Raw genomic sequence first — 17,088 nt, 5'->3', positions numbered from 1 at the left:
TTCCGGTTCAATAATTATTTTAATAAAGACCGTCAAAAAAAGAATTATTTGATTGACAATTCCTATGATTCATATATGATTATATTAGAGTTTTTCAACTGAATATAATTCTTTCGGGGCAGGGTGTAATTCCCAACCGGCGGTTAAAGCCCGCGACCTGTACGCGACCTGCGTATGGCTGATCCAGTGAAAATCTGGGGCCGACAGTGAAAGTCTGGATGGGAGAGAGAATGTTGCATGCGTATATCATACGTTTATTTTGTGCTGGCTGTATGCAGCGCATTATTTAGCATACAAATTTTGAGGCGCCGATGAATATTTTTCATTGGCGTCTTTTTTTGTTCAGGAGGGAAAACTTGAGTATTTATATGGACAAAGCGGTCGCTGCAGCGAATATCGCAGGCGGCCAGACAGAAAAGAATCCGACAGTCGGTGCAGTGATTGTAAAAGACGGCGTAGTCATCGGCATGGGCAGCCATCTGTTAATGGGGACTGACCATGCTGAAGTGCAGGCGATAAAGTCATGCATTGAAGACCCGGCGGGTGCAGATATGTATGTGACTCTGGAACCTTGTTCACATCATGGCAAAACACCGCCGTGCACAAAAGCAATCATCAATGCAGGAATAAAAAGAGTATTTTATGCCGTCAAAGATGAAAATCCAAAAGTTTCCGGTCACACTGTTCTGGAAGACCACAGTGTGCAGGCTGTGCACGCGCCTCATGAAGCAGCAGATGAAATGTACGAAGATTTTTTCAGTCATCTGTCCGCGGGGAGGCCGAATGTCACTTTGAAAAGTGCAGTCAGTCTGGACGGCAAGCTTGCTCTTGATGACGGTACGAGCCGCTGGATTACGAATGAAGAGTCAAGAGAAGATGTCCAGCATTTACGGCATGAGCATGATGCGATTCTGACAGGCGGCGGTACTCTGTTGGATGATGATCCGCGTCTTACTGCAAGGATTGAAGGCGGCGGCAATCATCCGAGACCGATCATCCTGTTAGGCAGCAGATTGCTGAAAGACGGCCTTAAAATTGAGGACCATCCGAAAATGCCTGTCATCTTTACGAATAACGTTGAAAATAAAAAATTCAACGAGAAATATCATATTGAATTCGGACAGTTTTCCAATGGAGAAATATTGGAAATACTATACCGGGATTATGATATCAGCAGTGTTTTAGTCGAAGGCGGTGCAAAAACATTAACGGCCTTCATTAAAGAAGAACTGTACAATCAAATAATTTTATACATTGCCCCGAAATTATTTGGTAGGTCAAAACATGAATTGTTTCAATCTTCAGTGTCAACGATGGATGAAATCATTCATTTAAAACTTACAGACGTCGAAAAACTCCGGTCAGATTTAAAATTGACATACAGGAGGAATTAGATGTTTACAGGATTAATTGAACAAAAAGGCAAAGTGCTTAATGTAAACAGCACAGCAGATGATACAGAACTCACAATAAATAACGCCGGATTTGATGATTTAAAAGAGGGCGACTCGGTCGCTGTGAACGGTGTATGTTTGACCGCCTATGATATTACAGGGCAATCATTCAAGGTCACCATGATCAATGAAACGAAAAGAATTACAAGTCTTAAAAATATAAGTGATGGAGAAGAAGTGAACCTGGAACGTGCTTTGAAGCTGTCAGAACGTCTCGGCGGCCACCTCGTCAGCGGACATGTGGACGATATGGGAACAGTCACTGAAGTGTTAAATGACGGCAACGCCGTCGTCATGACAATAAAGTGCCCGTCCCGCCTGATGAAGTATATGGCGGATAAAGGGTCCGTGACGATTGACGGCATCAGCCTGACTTTATTTGAAGTGAATCATGAAGAAGAGACGATTACGTTGAATTTAATTCCTGAAACGATTGAACGTACCATTCTGGGCAGTAGACAAGTGCAGGATACAGTGAATATAGAAGCGGATCAGATAATTAAACACATCGAACATCTGCTGCAGCACGGAGACCTGGACATTACAAAATTAAGTAAAGCGGGTGGTCTTGATGTTTGATTCTATTACTGAAGCGCTGGAAGCACTTAAGAACGGTGAGCTGATTATAGTGGTCGATGACGAAGACAGGGAAAACGAAGGGGACCTGGTCGGCATCGCAGAATATTTAAAACCGGAATCGATCAATTTCATGGCAACTTATGGGCGCGGGCTGATATGCACGCCGATGGCAGAAAGCATTGCCCGGAATCTTGAACTGCCGCCGATGGCTGATGAGAACAGTGATCCGCATTCGACAGCATTTACAGTATCGGTCGACCACCATACGACAACAACAGGCATCAGTGCATTTGAACGTTTTGATACGATTATGGCTTTGATAGACAGTGATTCAAAACCTTCACATTTCAACATGCCGGGGCATATATTCCCGCTGGTCGCGAAGCCCGGCGGCGTCATTGAACGTATGGGGCATACGGAAGCATCGGTGGACTTGAGCAAATTGGCCGGTGCGAAACCTGTAGGCGTCATTTGTGAAATCATGAATGATGACGGAACGATGGCGAGAGTGGATGATTTGAACACATATAAAAAGAAACATCAGCTGAAAATGATTACGATTGAAGATTTGAAGAAGTTTATTTTAAAAGACCATAGAGTTGAACAGGACAGCGAAGTCAATCTGCCGACGGCTTTCGGTACTTTTAAAATGCACGGTTTCAAAGATAAATTGACGGGTGAAGAACATGTGGCACTTGTTCACGGTGATATCAGACAGAATATGAATGTCAGAATCCACTCGGAATGTCTGACCGGAGATGTTTTTCACAGTGCACGCTGTGACTGCGGTGAGCAGCTGGAAAAAGCGATGAAAATCATCAGTGAAGAGGACGGAATCATTTTATATATGCGACAGGAAGGCAGAGGTATCGGCCTTTTGAATAAGCTGAAAGCATATGAATTGATAGAACAGGGGTTTGACACAGTCACTGCGAATGAACATCTGGGCTTCAATGCAGATTTAAGAACTTACGAGGCTGCAGGCGGCATGCTGAAAATATTGGGGCTGAATGAAGTGACGCTCCTCAGCAATAATCCTAAAAAAGCGGCGGGACTTGCCGAAGACGCCATTCAGGTGAACAGACGCAGTCATATAGTGGAAGCGAATATATACAATGATGATTATTTAAAAACTAAAAGAGAAAAACTGGGACATCAATTACAGGAGGATATCAAATGAATACAATTCAAACAACAATGACAGGTGAAGGTCTTAAAATCGGTATCGTCGCAGGCAGATTCAATGATTTCATTACAAATCAGTTGATAAATGGGGCAGAAGGCGCGCTGGTCAGCCACCAGGTCGCCAGTGATGACATCGATCTTGTATATGTGCCCGGTGCTTTTGAAATACCGCTTGTTGCGAAAAAGATGGCGGAATCAGAGAAGTATGATGCGATCATCGCGCTCGGCTGTGTCATCCGGGGCAGCACAACGCATTATGATTATGTGTGCAATCAATCTGCCAAAGGAATACTGGAAGCGGGGCTTACGACCGATGTACCGGTAATATTCGGTGTCGTCACAACAGAAAATATTGAACAGGCGATTGAACGTGCAGGCACAAAGATGGGCAACAAAGGAGTGGACTCCGCGAACGCTGCAATCGAGATGGCCAATCTGATGAATGAATTAAAGTCATAAAATGTATAAAAATGAGGAATGCCCAGCTTTAAAGTAATGTTATAGTATTGTGGAAAGGAGTGATGATATGAATATTAAAACATTATTGCTGGCGGTCCTGGCAAGCGTATTTTTAGCTGCCTGCGGCAACGGGGACGAGGGTGACATGAACCATGATGCGCCGGAATCCGATGAAATGAGAACATTGGATGTTGAATTATTTACACCTGACCATATCATGTCCGGTGAAACTGTAGAAATGACAGCACATGTTACATCGAATGAAGAAGATGTCACAGATGCGGATCACGTCATGTTCGAAGTTCAGGATGAAAATGAAGAGACAGTGGAAGAAATCACCGCTGAACACTCAGAGAACGGAGAATACACGGTAGAATTTACATTTGATGAAGCGGGGACATATACTGTAATATCTCATGTGGATGCATTTTCTTTACACACTATGCCGAGTTCAGAGGTTATAGTAGAGTAACAAAATTGCGTATTTATCTGTGTAACTGAGGCTATATTTGGGTATACTAATGTTACTACAGTAACAGGAGGTTAACATGAGATTGGATGATAAGACTTATATAGTGGCAAATGCAACATCACCTCTTGGCTCTGATTTATCCAAGCACCTTGCAGGTGCTGGAGCAAACTTGATACTGACAAGTTTGGATCATGTCGAATTGGATGCTTTGCTTGAAGAGATACAGACCGACTCGACAGGACATCATAGTGCAGTTCTGCTGCAGCAGTCGAAAGAGATTGACTGGCTGAATGTGCTTTCGGAAATAGAGAAGGACTTTGAAAGCCTTAACGGTATCATCCTCGTACACACCATTCATACGGAAAGTAAATCCATATATGATTTAGGTTTCGAAGAGTTCAGTGAAGTGGTGAACGAGCATATCTGGGGGACATACCTCGGAACGAGAGTGTTGCGTCCTTTATTGAAAGATGAAAGAGAAGCTAAAATCATCAATGTGATTGAACCGTCATTTGAAGAAATTTATGAGCGCAACTTATATTACACTGTAACCGGTGCGATAGAAGCACTGACTCATTCCACAGCAATTGAACTGAGCAAGGAAGATGTGGACGTATATGCACTGAGCTACAGACCATCATTTAAAGAATCGATGGACGAGTCGCTTGAAAGATCAAATCCCGAGGCGATCGGCACTGTCATGGATATATTGTCAGACAGCGGTACACAGCCGACCGGGGAAACAATCATCATAAATTAAAAGACTACCTTTCCACAGGTAGTTTTTTATTGGTAATATTAATCATCCTGCTTGAAAAACGGCATATAGGGTGTATAATATTAATTACGCTCGTAATGATAATCATTATCAGTTAAGGATGGTGGAAATGGCAAAAAAATTATTTCGTCTTGATATTCTGATTATCATACTTATAGTCTTATCTATAATTTCTATGTTTGTAGGAGTAATTCCACTATCTATAAATGAGATATTTAGTTTATCAGAGCAGCAGAAAAATATATTGGCATCCAGTCGATTTCCAAGAACGGTTTCGATTATAATTGCCGGAGCTTCGCTTGCGGTCAGTGGTCTGATTATGCAGCAGCTCACAAGAAACAAATTTGTTTCTCCTACAACTGCCGGTACGATGGACTGGGCACAGCTGGGTATTTTAATCGGTATCATAGCATTTCCGGCCATTAACTTATTCGGCAGACTGGCATTTGCGTTAATACTGTCCATGTTCGGTACATTACTATTCATGCAGATCATCACACGTATCAAACTGAAAGATGTTATTTTCGTTCCGCTTATCGGGCTGATGCTCGGCGGTGTTGTTTCAAGTATTGCAACATTCATCGCGCTCAGAACGAATACACTGCAGATTATCACCGGTTGGATGCATGGGAGTTTTTCAACAGTTATATCAGGCAGGTATGAGATTTTATACATAAGTATTCCACTGCTCATTGTCGCAATCCTTTTTGCAAATCAATTTACCGTTGCGGGCATGGGCGCAGACTTCTCCAAAAACCTTGGTATGAACTATACAAGAATTTTATACACCGGATTATTTATCACCGCAGCAATTACAGCACTCGTTGTTGTAACAGTCGGTATGCTGCCATTTCTCGGGTTGATCATACCCAATATCGTTTCAATATTCAGAGGAGACCATCTCCAAAAGACGATATACTTAACCGCAGTTTTAGGTGCGATATTTGTGATGATCTGTGATATTTTAGGCAGACTTCTCATCTATCCATATGAAATCTCAGTCGGTTTGATGATTGCTATATTTGGCAGCTCTATCTTCTTGTGGATGATATTCAGGAGGGTCAGAGCGGATGCTTAAAGATCATAAAAACAGACTCCTTTTAGGACTGTCAATCGTAACGGTCATAGTCATCGTTTTTTATATGCTCTTCCAAATTGATTTTGATATTCTTTTCTACCAATTACCGTCAAGAGGAAGGCGCATACTCTCAATAGTGATTGTTGGGGTTGCGATTGCAGTTTCTACAGTGATTTTTCAGACTATCGTTAAAAACAGAATCTTAACACCATCGATAATGGGACTCGATTCTGTCTATGTTTTCATACAGACATCGATTGTATTTATCGCAGGCGTGAGTTCTCCGTTTCTTCTGAACTCACACTTCAACTACTTTCTCAGTTTAGGCCTGCTGACATTATTTACACTTTTCGTTTTCAGGTATTTATTTAAACTGACGAAAAGTAACGTGTTCATCCTGCTGCTGATCGGTATCATATTGGGTACCTTCTTCGGCAACCTGTCGACATTCATGCAGCAGCTCATCAGTCCGGATGACTTTTTGGTGCTGCAGAACACACTGTTTGCATCATTCAATGTGGTCAATGAAGACCTGATGCTGCTGACAGCGGTTATCCTTATAATTATGCTGATCATCGTGTTTAAGGATTTTCACTCGCTGGATGTGCTGGCACTCGGCCGGGACGGCGCGATAAACCTCGGTGTAAATTATGATAGGAAAGTTTCACAGTTACTTGTTATTGTGGCAATACTTGTGTCGGTTTCTACAGCACTGGTCGGTCCGATAATGTTTTTGGGACTGCTGGTCGTAAATATCGCACACGAACTTTTTAAAACATATAAACATATATATTTGATCATCGGAACATCTTTAATCAGCATCATAGCTTTAGTTGTCGGACAGATGATAGTACAGTTCGTTTTCCAGAACAGTGTAGAAATCAGTGTTATAATTAACTTGGTTGGTGGCGTTTACTTTATTTATTTAATGCTTAGGAGGGGACGCGAATGATTAGCGTCAAAGGAATCACAAAGTTGTATGGTGACAAAAAAGTGGTTGATGATGTATCGTTATCGATTGCAAAAGGTAAAATCACTTCTTTGATCGGCCCGAACGGAGCAGGAAAAAGTACTGTATTATCAATGATTACCAGATTACTCGACAATGACAGCGGTGAAGTGCTGCTGGAAGGTGACAATATATTCACCCAACCCAATACGGATTTGGCTAAAAAGATATCCATCTTAAAACAGTCGAATCATCTTGAATTGAAAATTACTGTCCGTGAGCTGATTGCATTCGGACGTTATCCATATTCGAAAGGCCGTCTGACAAAAGAAGACAATGCTTTGATTGATGAGGCGATCAACTATATGGAACTTGAACAGTTCGAGGACCGCTATATAGATGAACTTTCAGGCGGGCAGAGACAGCGTGCTTACATTGCAATGACAATTGCACAGGATACAGAGTATATATTCCTCGATGAGCCGCTCAACAACCTTGATATGAAGCATTCAGTACAGATTATGCAAATATTGAGAAGGCTTGTACGTGAAAGAAATAAAACCATCATTATCGTTATTCACGATATCAACTTCGCATCATGTTATTCAGATAATATCGTTGCACTTAAAGATGGTGAGGTCGCAATCAGCGGCACGAAGAATGAAGTGATCAAGAAAGATATTCTTGAAGAGATTTACGAAATGGAAATAAACATCGAATGTATCATGGGGCATCAGATCTGTATTTATTTTGATGAACATGCTGATGCGACAGTGGATGACTTTGTTAAAGAACAGGCGCAGATATAAACTCTGCTTCAAACTTTAAGGAGGTGATGGACTAATATCGGATGTAATATAGTAGTATTTTTTAGTGGGGGCTAAAAATCACTATTATTTGGAAAGAGGTAAAGGAATGAAATTCAGAAATTTATACTTAATGTTAACATTTGCACTTGTTTTAGTATTAGCAGCGTGTGGTAATTCAAATGGCGGAGATGACAGTGAATCTTCCGAAGAATCGTCAGCGGGTGCTGAGGAATCGTCTGAAGAAACTGTGAGCTTCGAAAACACATTTGAAGTATCACCAGGAGATGGCGAAGACCGTGGCGCAAAAGGCGAAGAAGTGACAGAAACGATTGAAGTACCTAAAAACCCGGAAAAGGTCGCTATTTTTGACCTGGGTGTAGTTTCAACTTTCCAGGCACTGGGTCTGGAAGACAAAATAGCAGGACTGCCTAAAGGTGAAGGAAATGGCTCATTATCTGAAACATTGTCAGAATTTGAGTCCGATGAATATGCGAACCTGGGCGGATTGAAAGATCCGGACTTCGAAGAAATCGCAAGATTACAGCCTGATGTCATCATGATTCACGGTCGCCAGGCAACAGAAAATAACTTGGCAGAGTTTGAAAGAGTCGCACCTGATGCCGACATTTTATATGTAGCTGCTGATAATGCATCATATTTTGAGGATATCCAAGAAATGACAAAGCTTATCGGTGAGTTATATGGTGAAGAGGAAGCGGCCGACACTTTGGTAGAAGATATGGATAACAGAATAGAAGAAGTAAGCAATAAAGTTGCAGAGGTTGAAGACAATTCTATGCTTTTCATCCAGACCAATGGTGAAAGCTCTGTATCCTTCCATGGTACAGGTGGAAGATTTGGTTACCTTTATGACACATTCGGTTTTAGTTCAGCCGACGAATTTGACGATGCAAGTGACAGCCACGGTTCACAGGTAAACTATGAGTTTATAGCAAATGCTGATCCGGCGCTGATGTTTGTAATGGACAGAGGTGCAGTAGCAGGCGGTGGAGAAGCGACACCGGTTGATACACTGATTAATTCTACTACGGAATCGGCAACAGCCGTACAGAATGAGAATATTTTCTCACTTAATCCGCAGGTATGGTACTTGAACGCGGGCGGTTATGAAACCGGCATGGTTCAAATTGATGAAGTTGAAGAGGCTGTAGACAGCCTGACAGAATAATAAAATGAAAAAGGATCCGTAATTTACGGATCCTTTTTTGTATAAAAATTTTAACAGTGTTTATTTATGTTTGTGGACTCTTTTGTAAACAGGTTCACCGATGACTCTCACTTCTGTGTCGAGTTCGATGCCGTAATTCTCCTTAACTGTGTTTTTGACGAAATTGATCAGGTCTTCGTAATCACCGGCAGTGCCGTTATCTACATTGACCATGAACCCTGCATGTTTCTTGGAAACTTCAACACCGCCGATACGGTGACCCTGAAGACCGCTGTCCTGAATCAGTTTACCTGCAAAGTTACCGGGCGGTCTTTGGAATACACTGCCGCATGAAGGATATTCGAGCGGCTGTTTACTTTCTCTGCGTTCGGTCAAGTCATCCATCATCGCATTGATGTCTTCAATGTTGGCAGGTGTCATCTTGAACTTCGCTTCTAAAATGACATAATTATTTTCCTGGATGATACTCCGGCGGTAGGCAAGTTCAAGCTCCTCATTCGACAGAGTCATGAGCTCGCCGTGCTCTGTTGCAACTGTGGCTTCGAGCAGACAATCTTTCACTTCACCGCCGTAAGCGCCGGCATTCATATAAACAGCTCCGCCGACACTGCCCGGGATGCCGCACGCAAACTCCAGGCCGCTGACGGTGTTGTCCCTGGCGAACCTTGAAACCTCGATGATGGCTCTCCCGCTGCCGACGGTGATTACATTATCTTCGATGTTCAGATGAGTCAGAGCGAGCAGGTTTAAAACGACGCCTCTGATGCCGCCATCTCTGATGATGATGTTGGAGCCGTTGCCGAGATATGTGACGGGAACATGGTTTTCACTGCAGTACTGCAGTACTTTACATGCATCATCAAAGTCACCTACAGTGATATAGAAATCTGCAGGCCCCCCAGTTTCAGTATATGTGTAATTTTTTAGTGGTTCATTAGTTTTTATAGTTGAGTTATTTAATTGCATTTTCAAGTCTTGCTCGATCAGCTTCTTATCCACAATTACAAATCCTTTCGAATTATGCTATTAATCATTATAAATGAATATTCCCGATTTTGGAACTGACACTCACGAAGTTTGTATACAAACAGTGAATATGTTATATTTTTACTATAATTTTGCTTTTTGGTTCTATATAAATAAGGATGTGACTTGAGTGAAAGTGAAACAAATGGTCACCTTTAATTTATTGCTTATTTTTATATTAATATTAAGTGCATGTGGCAATCGTTTAGCTGAAGAAATTGAAGGATATCAGCAGCAGATGGATGAAATTTACACTATAAATGACGAATTAACCAATCACCTGGATAATATAGATAGTGATAAAATACAAAATCATATCTCTGACTTGGATACTGATTTTGAAAGTGAAGAATTGGAAGAGATGATTTCTAAACTTGAAGGTGAGGTACTACCCCTTGCAGAATCATTGAATACAAAAGTGGAAGAAATAGAAGTGAGCGATGAAGATATAAAAGAGCAGCACCAGAATTTTGTAGAAAGTGCTCAAGTAAAATATGAATTTGCAGAACAGTTGAGTGATTATTTAAGCACATATCAGAACTCTGTCGAGGCAAGTGAGCGGCTGATTTCCCTCAGTCAGTCATTTATGGATAATCAAAAAGAGAGAGAGGAGATCATCGAAAATGCATCGGATGATGCGGTCGTGGATGAAATCAATACTCTGATCGATCAGCTGAATTCAAACAGCGAAGAACTTGATGAGGCCTCTAAAATACTTGAAGGTGATGAATCCATAGAGAGCAAACAGAAACAGATTGATGAAGTATTGCTGCCGATGCTTGATGAACATGTGGATTCGCTGAATCAGATCAATTTATCCACTCAGAAGGCCAATAGGGTGAGAACAGTCAGTCTCGAGATGTATTATGGCTATGTCTCCTACTATGAAGAAAGAAAGAACACAATGATCTATAATGAGAAGCTGCAGAATATCCAGCTCCAAAATATTTTATCTTTGCAGGAAAGTTACCAGAGACTGGATGAGGAATACAAACAAGAATTGGAAGAACTACAGAGTGGTGAGTAAAACGACCACTCTATATTTTTTTCTTTCCTCGCACTTGTTTTTCATATAATGGATGATTCGGATTATTTTCAATTTTACTGATGAATACATTGCGGAAAATCAATGTGACAATCCACAATGCAAAAACTCCGAGCAATGCATATGATATTGTCGCGTTATTATTGAAATCCAGGAAAAACAGAATGACGACAAGGAATAATGCCAGATTTACTGTATCGAGCATGTTCCAGCGCTTAATCGGCTTGTTCATAAGACTACCTCCAATCCGGAAAATGTAATATGTAAAATATTCCATTTGCTATATAATTGAATTAATGATAGATTATACTAAGTTTAATAAGAAGGTGATGAAATGTTAACTAAAATAACAAATATTGATTCATTTGATAAACTGTTAGATTCAAAAGAATTTTTCTTCTTTCTTAAACATTCAAATACCTGTCCCATTTCTGCAGGAGCTTTTGAAGAATTTCAAAAATTCCATTATGAAAGAGATATCGATGGATACTATTTAATTGTACAAGACCACAGAGAACTATCCAACTATATTAGTGAAAAATATGATATTAAACATGAATCGCCTCAGGCTTTTTACTTTGATAACAGTGAAGTAAAGTGGCATGATTCGCATAACAAAATATCATTGACAAACCTTGCTTCAGTGGAAGATTAAAGATAAACCCAAACATTCAGTTTGGGTTTATTTTATTATCGGTGAAAACATCACCTGATTCTGTCCCATCTTTTTAGCTGCATGCAGCATGTTGTCTGCATCTTTGAAAAGCTGTCTTCTGCTCGTTTCCTCAGTTTTAAAGCCGATACCAACAGAAACGGTCAGCTTAATGACTTCGTTTTCCCCAACATGGAATTTTGTATTTTCAACTGCATTTCGTATCGCTTCGCCAAGACGTACAGTTTTATCGAAAGAAATATCCGGTATGAGCATCGCAAATTCTTCACCGCTGTTTCTGTAAATGGACCCGCCGGTCGGCACATAGTTTTTGAGCAGTCCCGTAATCTGTTTAATGACAGCGTCACCCGCAGTATAGTCATGCATATCGTTGATCACTTTAAAGTGATCGATGTCGATTAGCAGCATACTGACATTTTCAGCTTTCTGATTCAGACGGTTGACTTCATTATCCAGCGCTTTTATATTGCCGAGCTGTGTTAAATGATCGACATAATCCTCCGTGTGCAGACGCTTGAGCACTTTCACCGTGGAATTGATATCCTGGTACATGATACTCGCGGTGACCATGACGGCCGAGCTCATCGCAGTGATGATGACAAACTGCATCAGCACAAGAGGCTGGATGAAAAGATGAATACCTGTCAAAAAGAGCAGCGTGAATATCAGATTGATCCAGGTGATGATAGTGGTGTTGACTGATTTGAAAAACGGAACACTGAACACCACTATGAAATACAACCCGGCAAAAATCACGATTTCCATCAGGCTGTGACTGATAAGAAAGTAATGAGCGGCAGAAACTATCACCATGCCTGCAATTTTAATATGCACTTTGTTCTGTATCAGGAGCATAGGAACGAAAAACAGACTGAAACTGTAGCCGCGGTAATCAATCGGTACAAATAAAAGAAGGACGGCTAAGGTGATCATCAACGTCACCTGAAACATCGGTGATGATAACCTTGCTGTGTCTTCAGTATATTGAATGCGATGGAAGAGATAGATGCCGCTGATTGTCAATGAGATGTTCAAAACAAAATCTAATAGCATATGATCACTCTCCCATCAAAATTTTTATTGCTGAACATATTTATTCTTCGATTTCAAGGTTGCTCTTCAGTTCTGAAGTGACCTCATTGTATGAAGCCTCATCCGGGAAGAAGTAATACAATCCGTCATCCTGTGAACGCTCGTCATAACCATCAAGTAGCAGTCGGTCCAGATTTTGAGCCGGTTCCTGGTAGGTCGAACGCAGTTTATTCATTTCGTTAAACTGGATGTTCGTACGGATATTTTCTCCCAGTACGTCTAAAATAGAATTGAAATTGGTTACTGTCTGAACACTCATCAGTTCATCAGCGATGCTTTGAACCACCTGCTGCTGTCTTTGCTGACGGCCTGAGTCTCCGCCTGAGCCCGGGTCGTACCTTGCTCTTGAGAAGGCCAGAGCCATTTCTCCGTCCATTTCGTATGTTTCACCGGCCTGGAAGGAATACTCGGATTGTTCAAAAGTATCTTCACTTGTGACTGAAATGCCGCCGACTTCATCTATGATGTTTGTAAATCCGTCCATATTGATGGAAACGAAGTAGTCAATCGGTACATCTAAAAAGTTTTCAATTGTATCTTTTGCCATCATCGGACCGCCGTATGCATAAGCATGGTTAATCTTTTCAACGGAATCACGGCCGACAATTTCTGCCTGTGTATCTCTTGGAATACTTACGATGTTGCCTTCGCCGGTGTCCGGATTTAAAGTGACGACCATGATTGTGTCTGAACGTCGTCCTCTCATGTCTTCATTACGAGCCTGGTCGTCATCGGTACCGAATAGAACGACTGATATCGGATCACCCTCGCTGATTTCGACTTCGGCCTGTCTGAGGTTGGATTGTGAACCTTCAAATTCATCATCGTACATATTATTTGCAGTACTTCTAAGCTGGAAGTATACATATGCCAGTATTCCACCTACAATAAGGATGAACACTAATAAAATGACAATCATTACGATAAATACCGGGTGTAATCCTTTACGTCTGGTTTGTCTCATAAATTTAACTCCTTTGTTTGATTGATATAATTATACAATGAAAAGAACTTAATTTAAATACAGATTCAATTCGATTTCATATTTTGAATGTGATATATTAAATTGAAAATATAATGAACGGTGATGGGTATGTATACTTTCTTTCTACTCTTGATGTCCTTTATGATATCACTTATTTTAACCCCTATATTCATTTGGATGGCAAAAAAACTTGGATTTGTCGACCGTCCGAATTTACGCAAAGTCCATAAAAAGCCGATACCTCATCTTGGCGGGGTTGCGATTTTAATTTCATTCATTATCGGTATCCTTGTTTCAAGGCCGATAGAAATAGAATTCAAACCGATCATCATCGGCGGTGTTCTGATTGTTCTTCTTGGACTGATCGATGATAAATTTGATCTGAAGCCGATCTTTAAATTGGTCGGCCAAATATTAGTAACGCTTGTGCCCATCTATTACGGCATCGTCATAGACAGAATTACACCGTTCGGTATCGAAATAGAGTTCGGTATCTTTGCGATTCCGGTAACTGTACTTTGGATGGCGGCTATCATCAATGCGATTAACTTCATAGACGGTCTGGACGGCCTGGCAACAGGCGTCTCCATCATCGCCCTCTCAAGTATTGCGTTTATAACAATTCTGCAGGGTGATATATTCGTCATGATGATCTGTGTCATCTTGGTCGGTTCATGTGCAGGATTTCTGGTGTATAACTTTAATCCGGCTAAAATATTCCTTGGTGATAACGGAGCGATGCTCCTCGGGTTCGTCATCAGTGTCGTTTCCCTGATGGGCTTTAAAAACATTACTCTGATTTCTTTATTTTTCCCGGTTATCATTTTAAGTGTGCCGATACTGGATATGCTATTTGCGATACTCCGCCGCTACCGGAAGAAAGTATCCATCGTCAGCGCCGATAAAAGTCATATCCACCATAAGCTGCAGAGCCTGGGCTTTTCACATGTGGAAAGTGTGATTCTGATCTATTTCATGGCACTGCTCTATGCGGGTGCAAGCATCATTCTCTTTCTGTCCACAGTGCCGGGTGCAATCATCATCTCGACGTTGCTGATCCTGACCACGGTGATCATCGTTGAAGCGACAAACCTGACCGATAACAATAGAAAGCCAGTGCTCAATTTCCTGCGTAAAATGGTCGGTAAAATTGTTTCTGTCAACTAGAATACCAGATGCAGGGCGACGAGTATGAACAAAGAAAGGCCGAGCCGCCTGTGCAGGTTTCTGGTCATCAGGTCATGACGGATCAGCAGGCTGTACCATCCGGATAGCACTAATGCCAGCATCGCTGATGCGGCGAGCAGTCCGGTTAAAATCTTCATGTTCGTCAAGTCGAAATTGTACAGATACAGTACAGCTGCGCCGTGGGCCAATATTAAGATTACAGATAATGTCCCTGTCCACCGGTGATAGGGCATTATTTTCTTAGAAAATTTTGCAAGCCTGATTTTCTTCTGCCGGTCTTTCGTATTGCGGATGGTTGCAAAGACCGCGTTTCTTGTCCAATTGAAGATGAAAAATAAAAAACCGGCAAATCCGAGCAGCACATGATAGTAGGTTGTGTGGACTGCCAGGCTCTCGATGACATTCCATAATGCCCATATTAAAAGCGCGCCGTTCAATAAAAACCAAATACTCATGACGGACCTCCAAATGTTTATGTCAGTACATTTTCAGCAGTCACTTCATCCCCCTGGACGAGAGTATGGGTGCCCTGTGTGATCTCACTGATCAAATCAGTCAGTGCATCCACATTTTCAAGCGGTGTATGGACCGTATAAGTGACCTTGTCGGTATACGCAGTATCTTTTATTATATGCGGACTCTCCGCCAGTACATGTTCAAATTTGCTTGTGTAAGTATAGTCCATAGTAATTTCAAAAGGCACCATGGCAACCTCATATACTTTGCCTGCACTTTGGACGACTTCGCTTGCCCCGCCCGAATAAGCGCGGATCAGGCCGCCGGCGCCAAGCTTGATGCCGCCAAAATAACGTGTGACGACAACAGTGACATTATACAGCAGTTCCCGCTTCAATACTTCAAGAATGGGCACGCCTGCCGTTCCTGACGGCTCTCCGTCATCATCCGCCTTTTGTATCAGCGCACTTTTGCCGATGATATAGGCGCTGCAGTTATGCGTGGCATCTTTATGTTTATTTTTAATTTCCGAAATAAAGGCCTTCGCCTCTTCTTCGGTTTCAGTTCTTTTTATATAGCCGATGAACCTTGATTTGTTAATGACTGTCTCTTCTGTTTTTGTGTGATGGTTCATATATTTCTGTTCCAAAAATATCACCTCTTAAAATTATAGTAACACATAGACTTTATACAGTGGATTTAGTAAAATACTCATGAGTGTGTCGGTTTGAATGGAGGATACTAAATGAAGACAGCAATCGTAGCAGATTCAACTGCTTATTTATCGGAAGAATTAATAGAAAAGTACGATATATATATCATTCCATTAAGTGTTGTAATGGGAGAGGAAACATACAGGGAAAGTGTGGACATCACCACAGAAGAATTTTTTGAAAAGATGGCGAATATGGATACTTTGCCAACCACAAGCCAGCCGTCTATCGGAGATTATATCCTGTTGCTGGAATCATTGTACCGTGACGGTTATACAGATGTAATCAGTTTCCATCTGTCATCTAAAATCAGCGGTACATGCCAGAGTGCAGTATCCGCAGGAGAAAGCGTCGAAGGCATCAATGTGCATGTGGTGGACAGTGAGGTGGCCGCATTTGTGCAGGGATTCCTGGCGCTGTATGCCGCACAGAACAAAGATAAGATGTCACTTGAAGCGCTTCTTGAAAATGTCGAAGAGATGAAGAAGAAGGAAAATACGAACGCCTACTTTATCGTGGACACTTTGACGAACCTTCAAAAGGGCGGACGTCTGTCGAACGCCCAGGCACTTGTCGGCAGTCTGCTGAAAGTAAAGCCGATTCTTGATTTCGAGGACGGTATGATTGTGCCGTACGAAAAGATCCGGACGAAGAAGAAAGCGAAGAAAAAGGTTCAGGAAGTTTTCGGTCAGGAAATTGAAAATCACCAGAATAAAAATATTACAGCAGTCATCATTCACAGTAATGCTGAAGAAGAAGGCCGTGAATGGAAAGCGGAGCTGGAGTCGCTCCACCCGCATGTAAAGTTCACACTGAGCTATTTCGGGCCTGTGATCGGCACCCATCTCGGTGAAGGGGCGCTCGGTCTCGGCTATACGACATATGATGTCGAGGTCGATTAAATCAAACACAAATTAAATGATAATGGACGCAGCTTATTCGCTGCGTCTTTTTTTAT

20 protein-coding genes and 1 riboswitch are annotated in these 17,088 nt (G+C 41.6%); of the genes, 14 read left to right on the top strand and 6 right to left on the bottom strand.

Going from position 1 to position 17,088, the window contains the following annotated elements:
- The first annotated feature begins 105 nt into the window (after nt 1-105).
- Nucleotides 106-234: riboswitch (FMN riboswitch) on the top strand.
- 122 nt (nt 235-356) lie between these two features.
- From ribD to BO48_RS05845, 10 genes are all read left to right on the top strand, one after another.
- Nucleotides 357-1,394: a bifunctional diaminohydroxyphosphoribosylaminopyrimidine deaminase/5-amino-6-(5-phosphoribosylamino)uracil reductase RibD gene (gene ribD, locus BO48_RS05890; RefSeq protein WP_496366492.1), complete on the top strand. Its 1,038-nt coding sequence runs from the start codon at nt 357-359 to the stop codon at nt 1,392-1,394.
- Nucleotides 1,395-2,033, top strand: coding sequence for a riboflavin synthase (locus tag BO48_RS05885; protein ID WP_496366491.1), 639 nt, complete (start codon nt 1,395-1,397; stop codon nt 2,031-2,033).
- Nucleotides 2,023-3,213: a 3,4-dihydroxy-2-butanone-4-phosphate synthase gene (ribB, locus tag BO48_RS05880; protein WP_496366490.1), complete on the top strand. Its 1,191-nt coding sequence runs from the start codon at nt 2,023-2,025 to the stop codon at nt 3,211-3,213. Before BO48_RS05885 ends, ribB begins: the two co-directional genes overlap by 11 nt.
- Entirely contained in the window at nt 3,210-3,677 is a 468-nt protein-coding gene (gene ribH / locus BO48_RS05875) for a 6,7-dimethyl-8-ribityllumazine synthase (RefSeq protein ID WP_496366489.1), read from the top strand. Before ribB ends, ribH begins: the two co-directional genes overlap by 4 nt.
- A 67-nt stretch (nt 3,678-3,744) precedes the next feature.
- Nucleotides 3,745-4,149 (top strand): FixH family protein, encoded by a 405-nt coding sequence (locus tag BO48_RS05870; protein WP_496366488.1) that lies wholly within the window; start codon nt 3,745-3,747, stop codon nt 4,147-4,149.
- Nucleotides 4,150-4,225: 76 nt separating this feature from the next.
- Nucleotides 4,226-4,909: an SDR family NAD(P)-dependent oxidoreductase gene (locus BO48_RS05865; RefSeq protein WP_496366487.1), complete on the top strand. Its 684-nt coding sequence runs from the start codon at nt 4,226-4,228 to the stop codon at nt 4,907-4,909.
- 127 nt (nt 4,910-5,036) lie between these two features.
- Entirely contained in the window at nt 5,037-6,005 is a 969-nt protein-coding gene (locus BO48_RS05860) for an ABC transporter permease (protein WP_496366486.1), read from the top strand.
- Entirely contained in the window at nt 5,998-6,957 is a 960-nt protein-coding gene (locus BO48_RS05855; RefSeq protein ID WP_496366485.1) for an iron chelate uptake ABC transporter family permease subunit, read from the top strand. Before BO48_RS05860 ends, BO48_RS05855 begins: the two co-directional genes overlap by 8 nt.
- Nucleotides 6,954-7,763 (top strand): iron ABC transporter ATP-binding protein, encoded by an 810-nt coding sequence (locus BO48_RS05850; protein WP_052255672.1) that lies wholly within the window; start codon nt 6,954-6,956, stop codon nt 7,761-7,763. The genes BO48_RS05855 and BO48_RS05850 overlap by 4 nt, the downstream gene beginning before the upstream one ends.
- Before the next feature lie 106 nt (nt 7,764-7,869).
- On the top strand, nt 7,870-8,952 hold the full coding sequence (locus tag BO48_RS05845; RefSeq protein WP_496366484.1) for a siderophore ABC transporter substrate-binding protein: 1,083 nt from the start codon (nt 7,870-7,872) through the stop codon (nt 8,950-8,952).
- Nucleotides 8,953-9,012: 60 nt separating this feature from the next.
- Here the strand turns inward: BO48_RS05845 and murB are convergent, their stop codons facing one another.
- A complete protein-coding gene (gene murB / locus BO48_RS05840) occupies nt 9,013-9,954 on the bottom strand; it encodes a UDP-N-acetylmuramate dehydrogenase (RefSeq protein ID WP_496366628.1) in 942 nt (313 codons plus the stop codon).
- 154 nt (nt 9,955-10,108) lie between these two features.
- Here murB and BO48_RS05835 point away from each other — a divergent pair, with 154 nt between their 5' ends.
- Complete coding sequence (locus tag BO48_RS05835; RefSeq protein ID WP_496366483.1) at nt 10,109-11,005, top strand: EMYY motif lipoprotein; 897 nt, start codon at nt 10,109-10,111, stop codon at nt 11,003-11,005.
- Between the two features lie 10 nt (nt 11,006-11,015).
- Here the strand turns inward: BO48_RS05835 and BO48_RS05830 are convergent, their stop codons facing one another.
- On the bottom strand, nt 11,016-11,255 hold the full coding sequence (locus BO48_RS05830; RefSeq protein WP_496366482.1) for a hypothetical protein: 240 nt from the start codon (nt 11,253-11,255) through the stop codon (nt 11,016-11,018).
- Between the two features lie 102 nt (nt 11,256-11,357).
- Here BO48_RS05830 and ytxJ point away from each other — a divergent pair, with 102 nt between their 5' ends.
- Entirely contained in the window at nt 11,358-11,678 is a 321-nt protein-coding gene (gene ytxJ / locus BO48_RS05825) for a bacillithiol system redox-active protein YtxJ (protein ID WP_496366481.1), read from the top strand.
- A gap of 27 nt (nt 11,679-11,705) precedes the next feature.
- Here the strand turns inward: ytxJ and BO48_RS05820 are convergent, their stop codons facing one another.
- Both BO48_RS05820 and BO48_RS05815 read right to left on the bottom strand, forming a co-directional pair.
- Nucleotides 11,706-12,749: a GGDEF domain-containing protein gene (locus tag BO48_RS05820; RefSeq protein ID WP_496366479.1), complete on the bottom strand. Its 1,044-nt coding sequence runs from the start codon at nt 12,747-12,749 to the stop codon at nt 11,706-11,708.
- 40 nt (nt 12,750-12,789) lie between these two features.
- Nucleotides 12,790-13,752, bottom strand: coding sequence for an LCP family glycopolymer transferase (locus BO48_RS05815; protein WP_496366478.1), 963 nt, complete (start codon nt 13,750-13,752; stop codon nt 12,790-12,792).
- Between the two features lie 129 nt (nt 13,753-13,881).
- Here BO48_RS05815 and BO48_RS05810 point away from each other — a divergent pair, with 129 nt between their 5' ends.
- Nucleotides 13,882-14,940, top strand: a complete 1,059-nt coding sequence (locus BO48_RS05810) for a glycosyltransferase family 4 protein (protein ID WP_496366477.1) — start codon at nt 13,882-13,884, stop codon at nt 14,938-14,940.
- On the opposite strand, the gene BO48_RS05805 is transcribed toward BO48_RS05810, so the two are convergent.
- Nucleotides 14,937-15,416, bottom strand: a complete 480-nt coding sequence (locus BO48_RS05805) for a hypothetical protein (protein WP_496366476.1) — start codon at nt 15,414-15,416, stop codon at nt 14,937-14,939. The genes BO48_RS05810 and BO48_RS05805 overlap by 4 nt on opposite strands.
- A gap of 17 nt (nt 15,417-15,433) precedes the next feature.
- On the bottom strand, nt 15,434-16,051 hold the full coding sequence (locus BO48_RS05800; protein ID WP_496366627.1) for a YigZ family protein: 618 nt from the start codon (nt 16,049-16,051) through the stop codon (nt 15,434-15,436).
- A gap of 111 nt (nt 16,052-16,162) precedes the next feature.
- Here BO48_RS05800 and BO48_RS05795 point away from each other — a divergent pair, with 111 nt between their 5' ends.
- Nucleotides 16,163-17,032: a DegV family protein gene (locus BO48_RS05795; protein ID WP_496366475.1), complete on the top strand. Its 870-nt coding sequence runs from the start codon at nt 16,163-16,165 to the stop codon at nt 17,030-17,032.
- The last annotated feature ends 56 nt before the right edge of the window (nt 17,033-17,088 follow it).

It is taken from the genome of Lacicoccus kunmingensis DSM 17847 (assembly GCF_059568765.1).
This window is presented reverse-complemented; position numbering and strand designations above follow the sequence as displayed.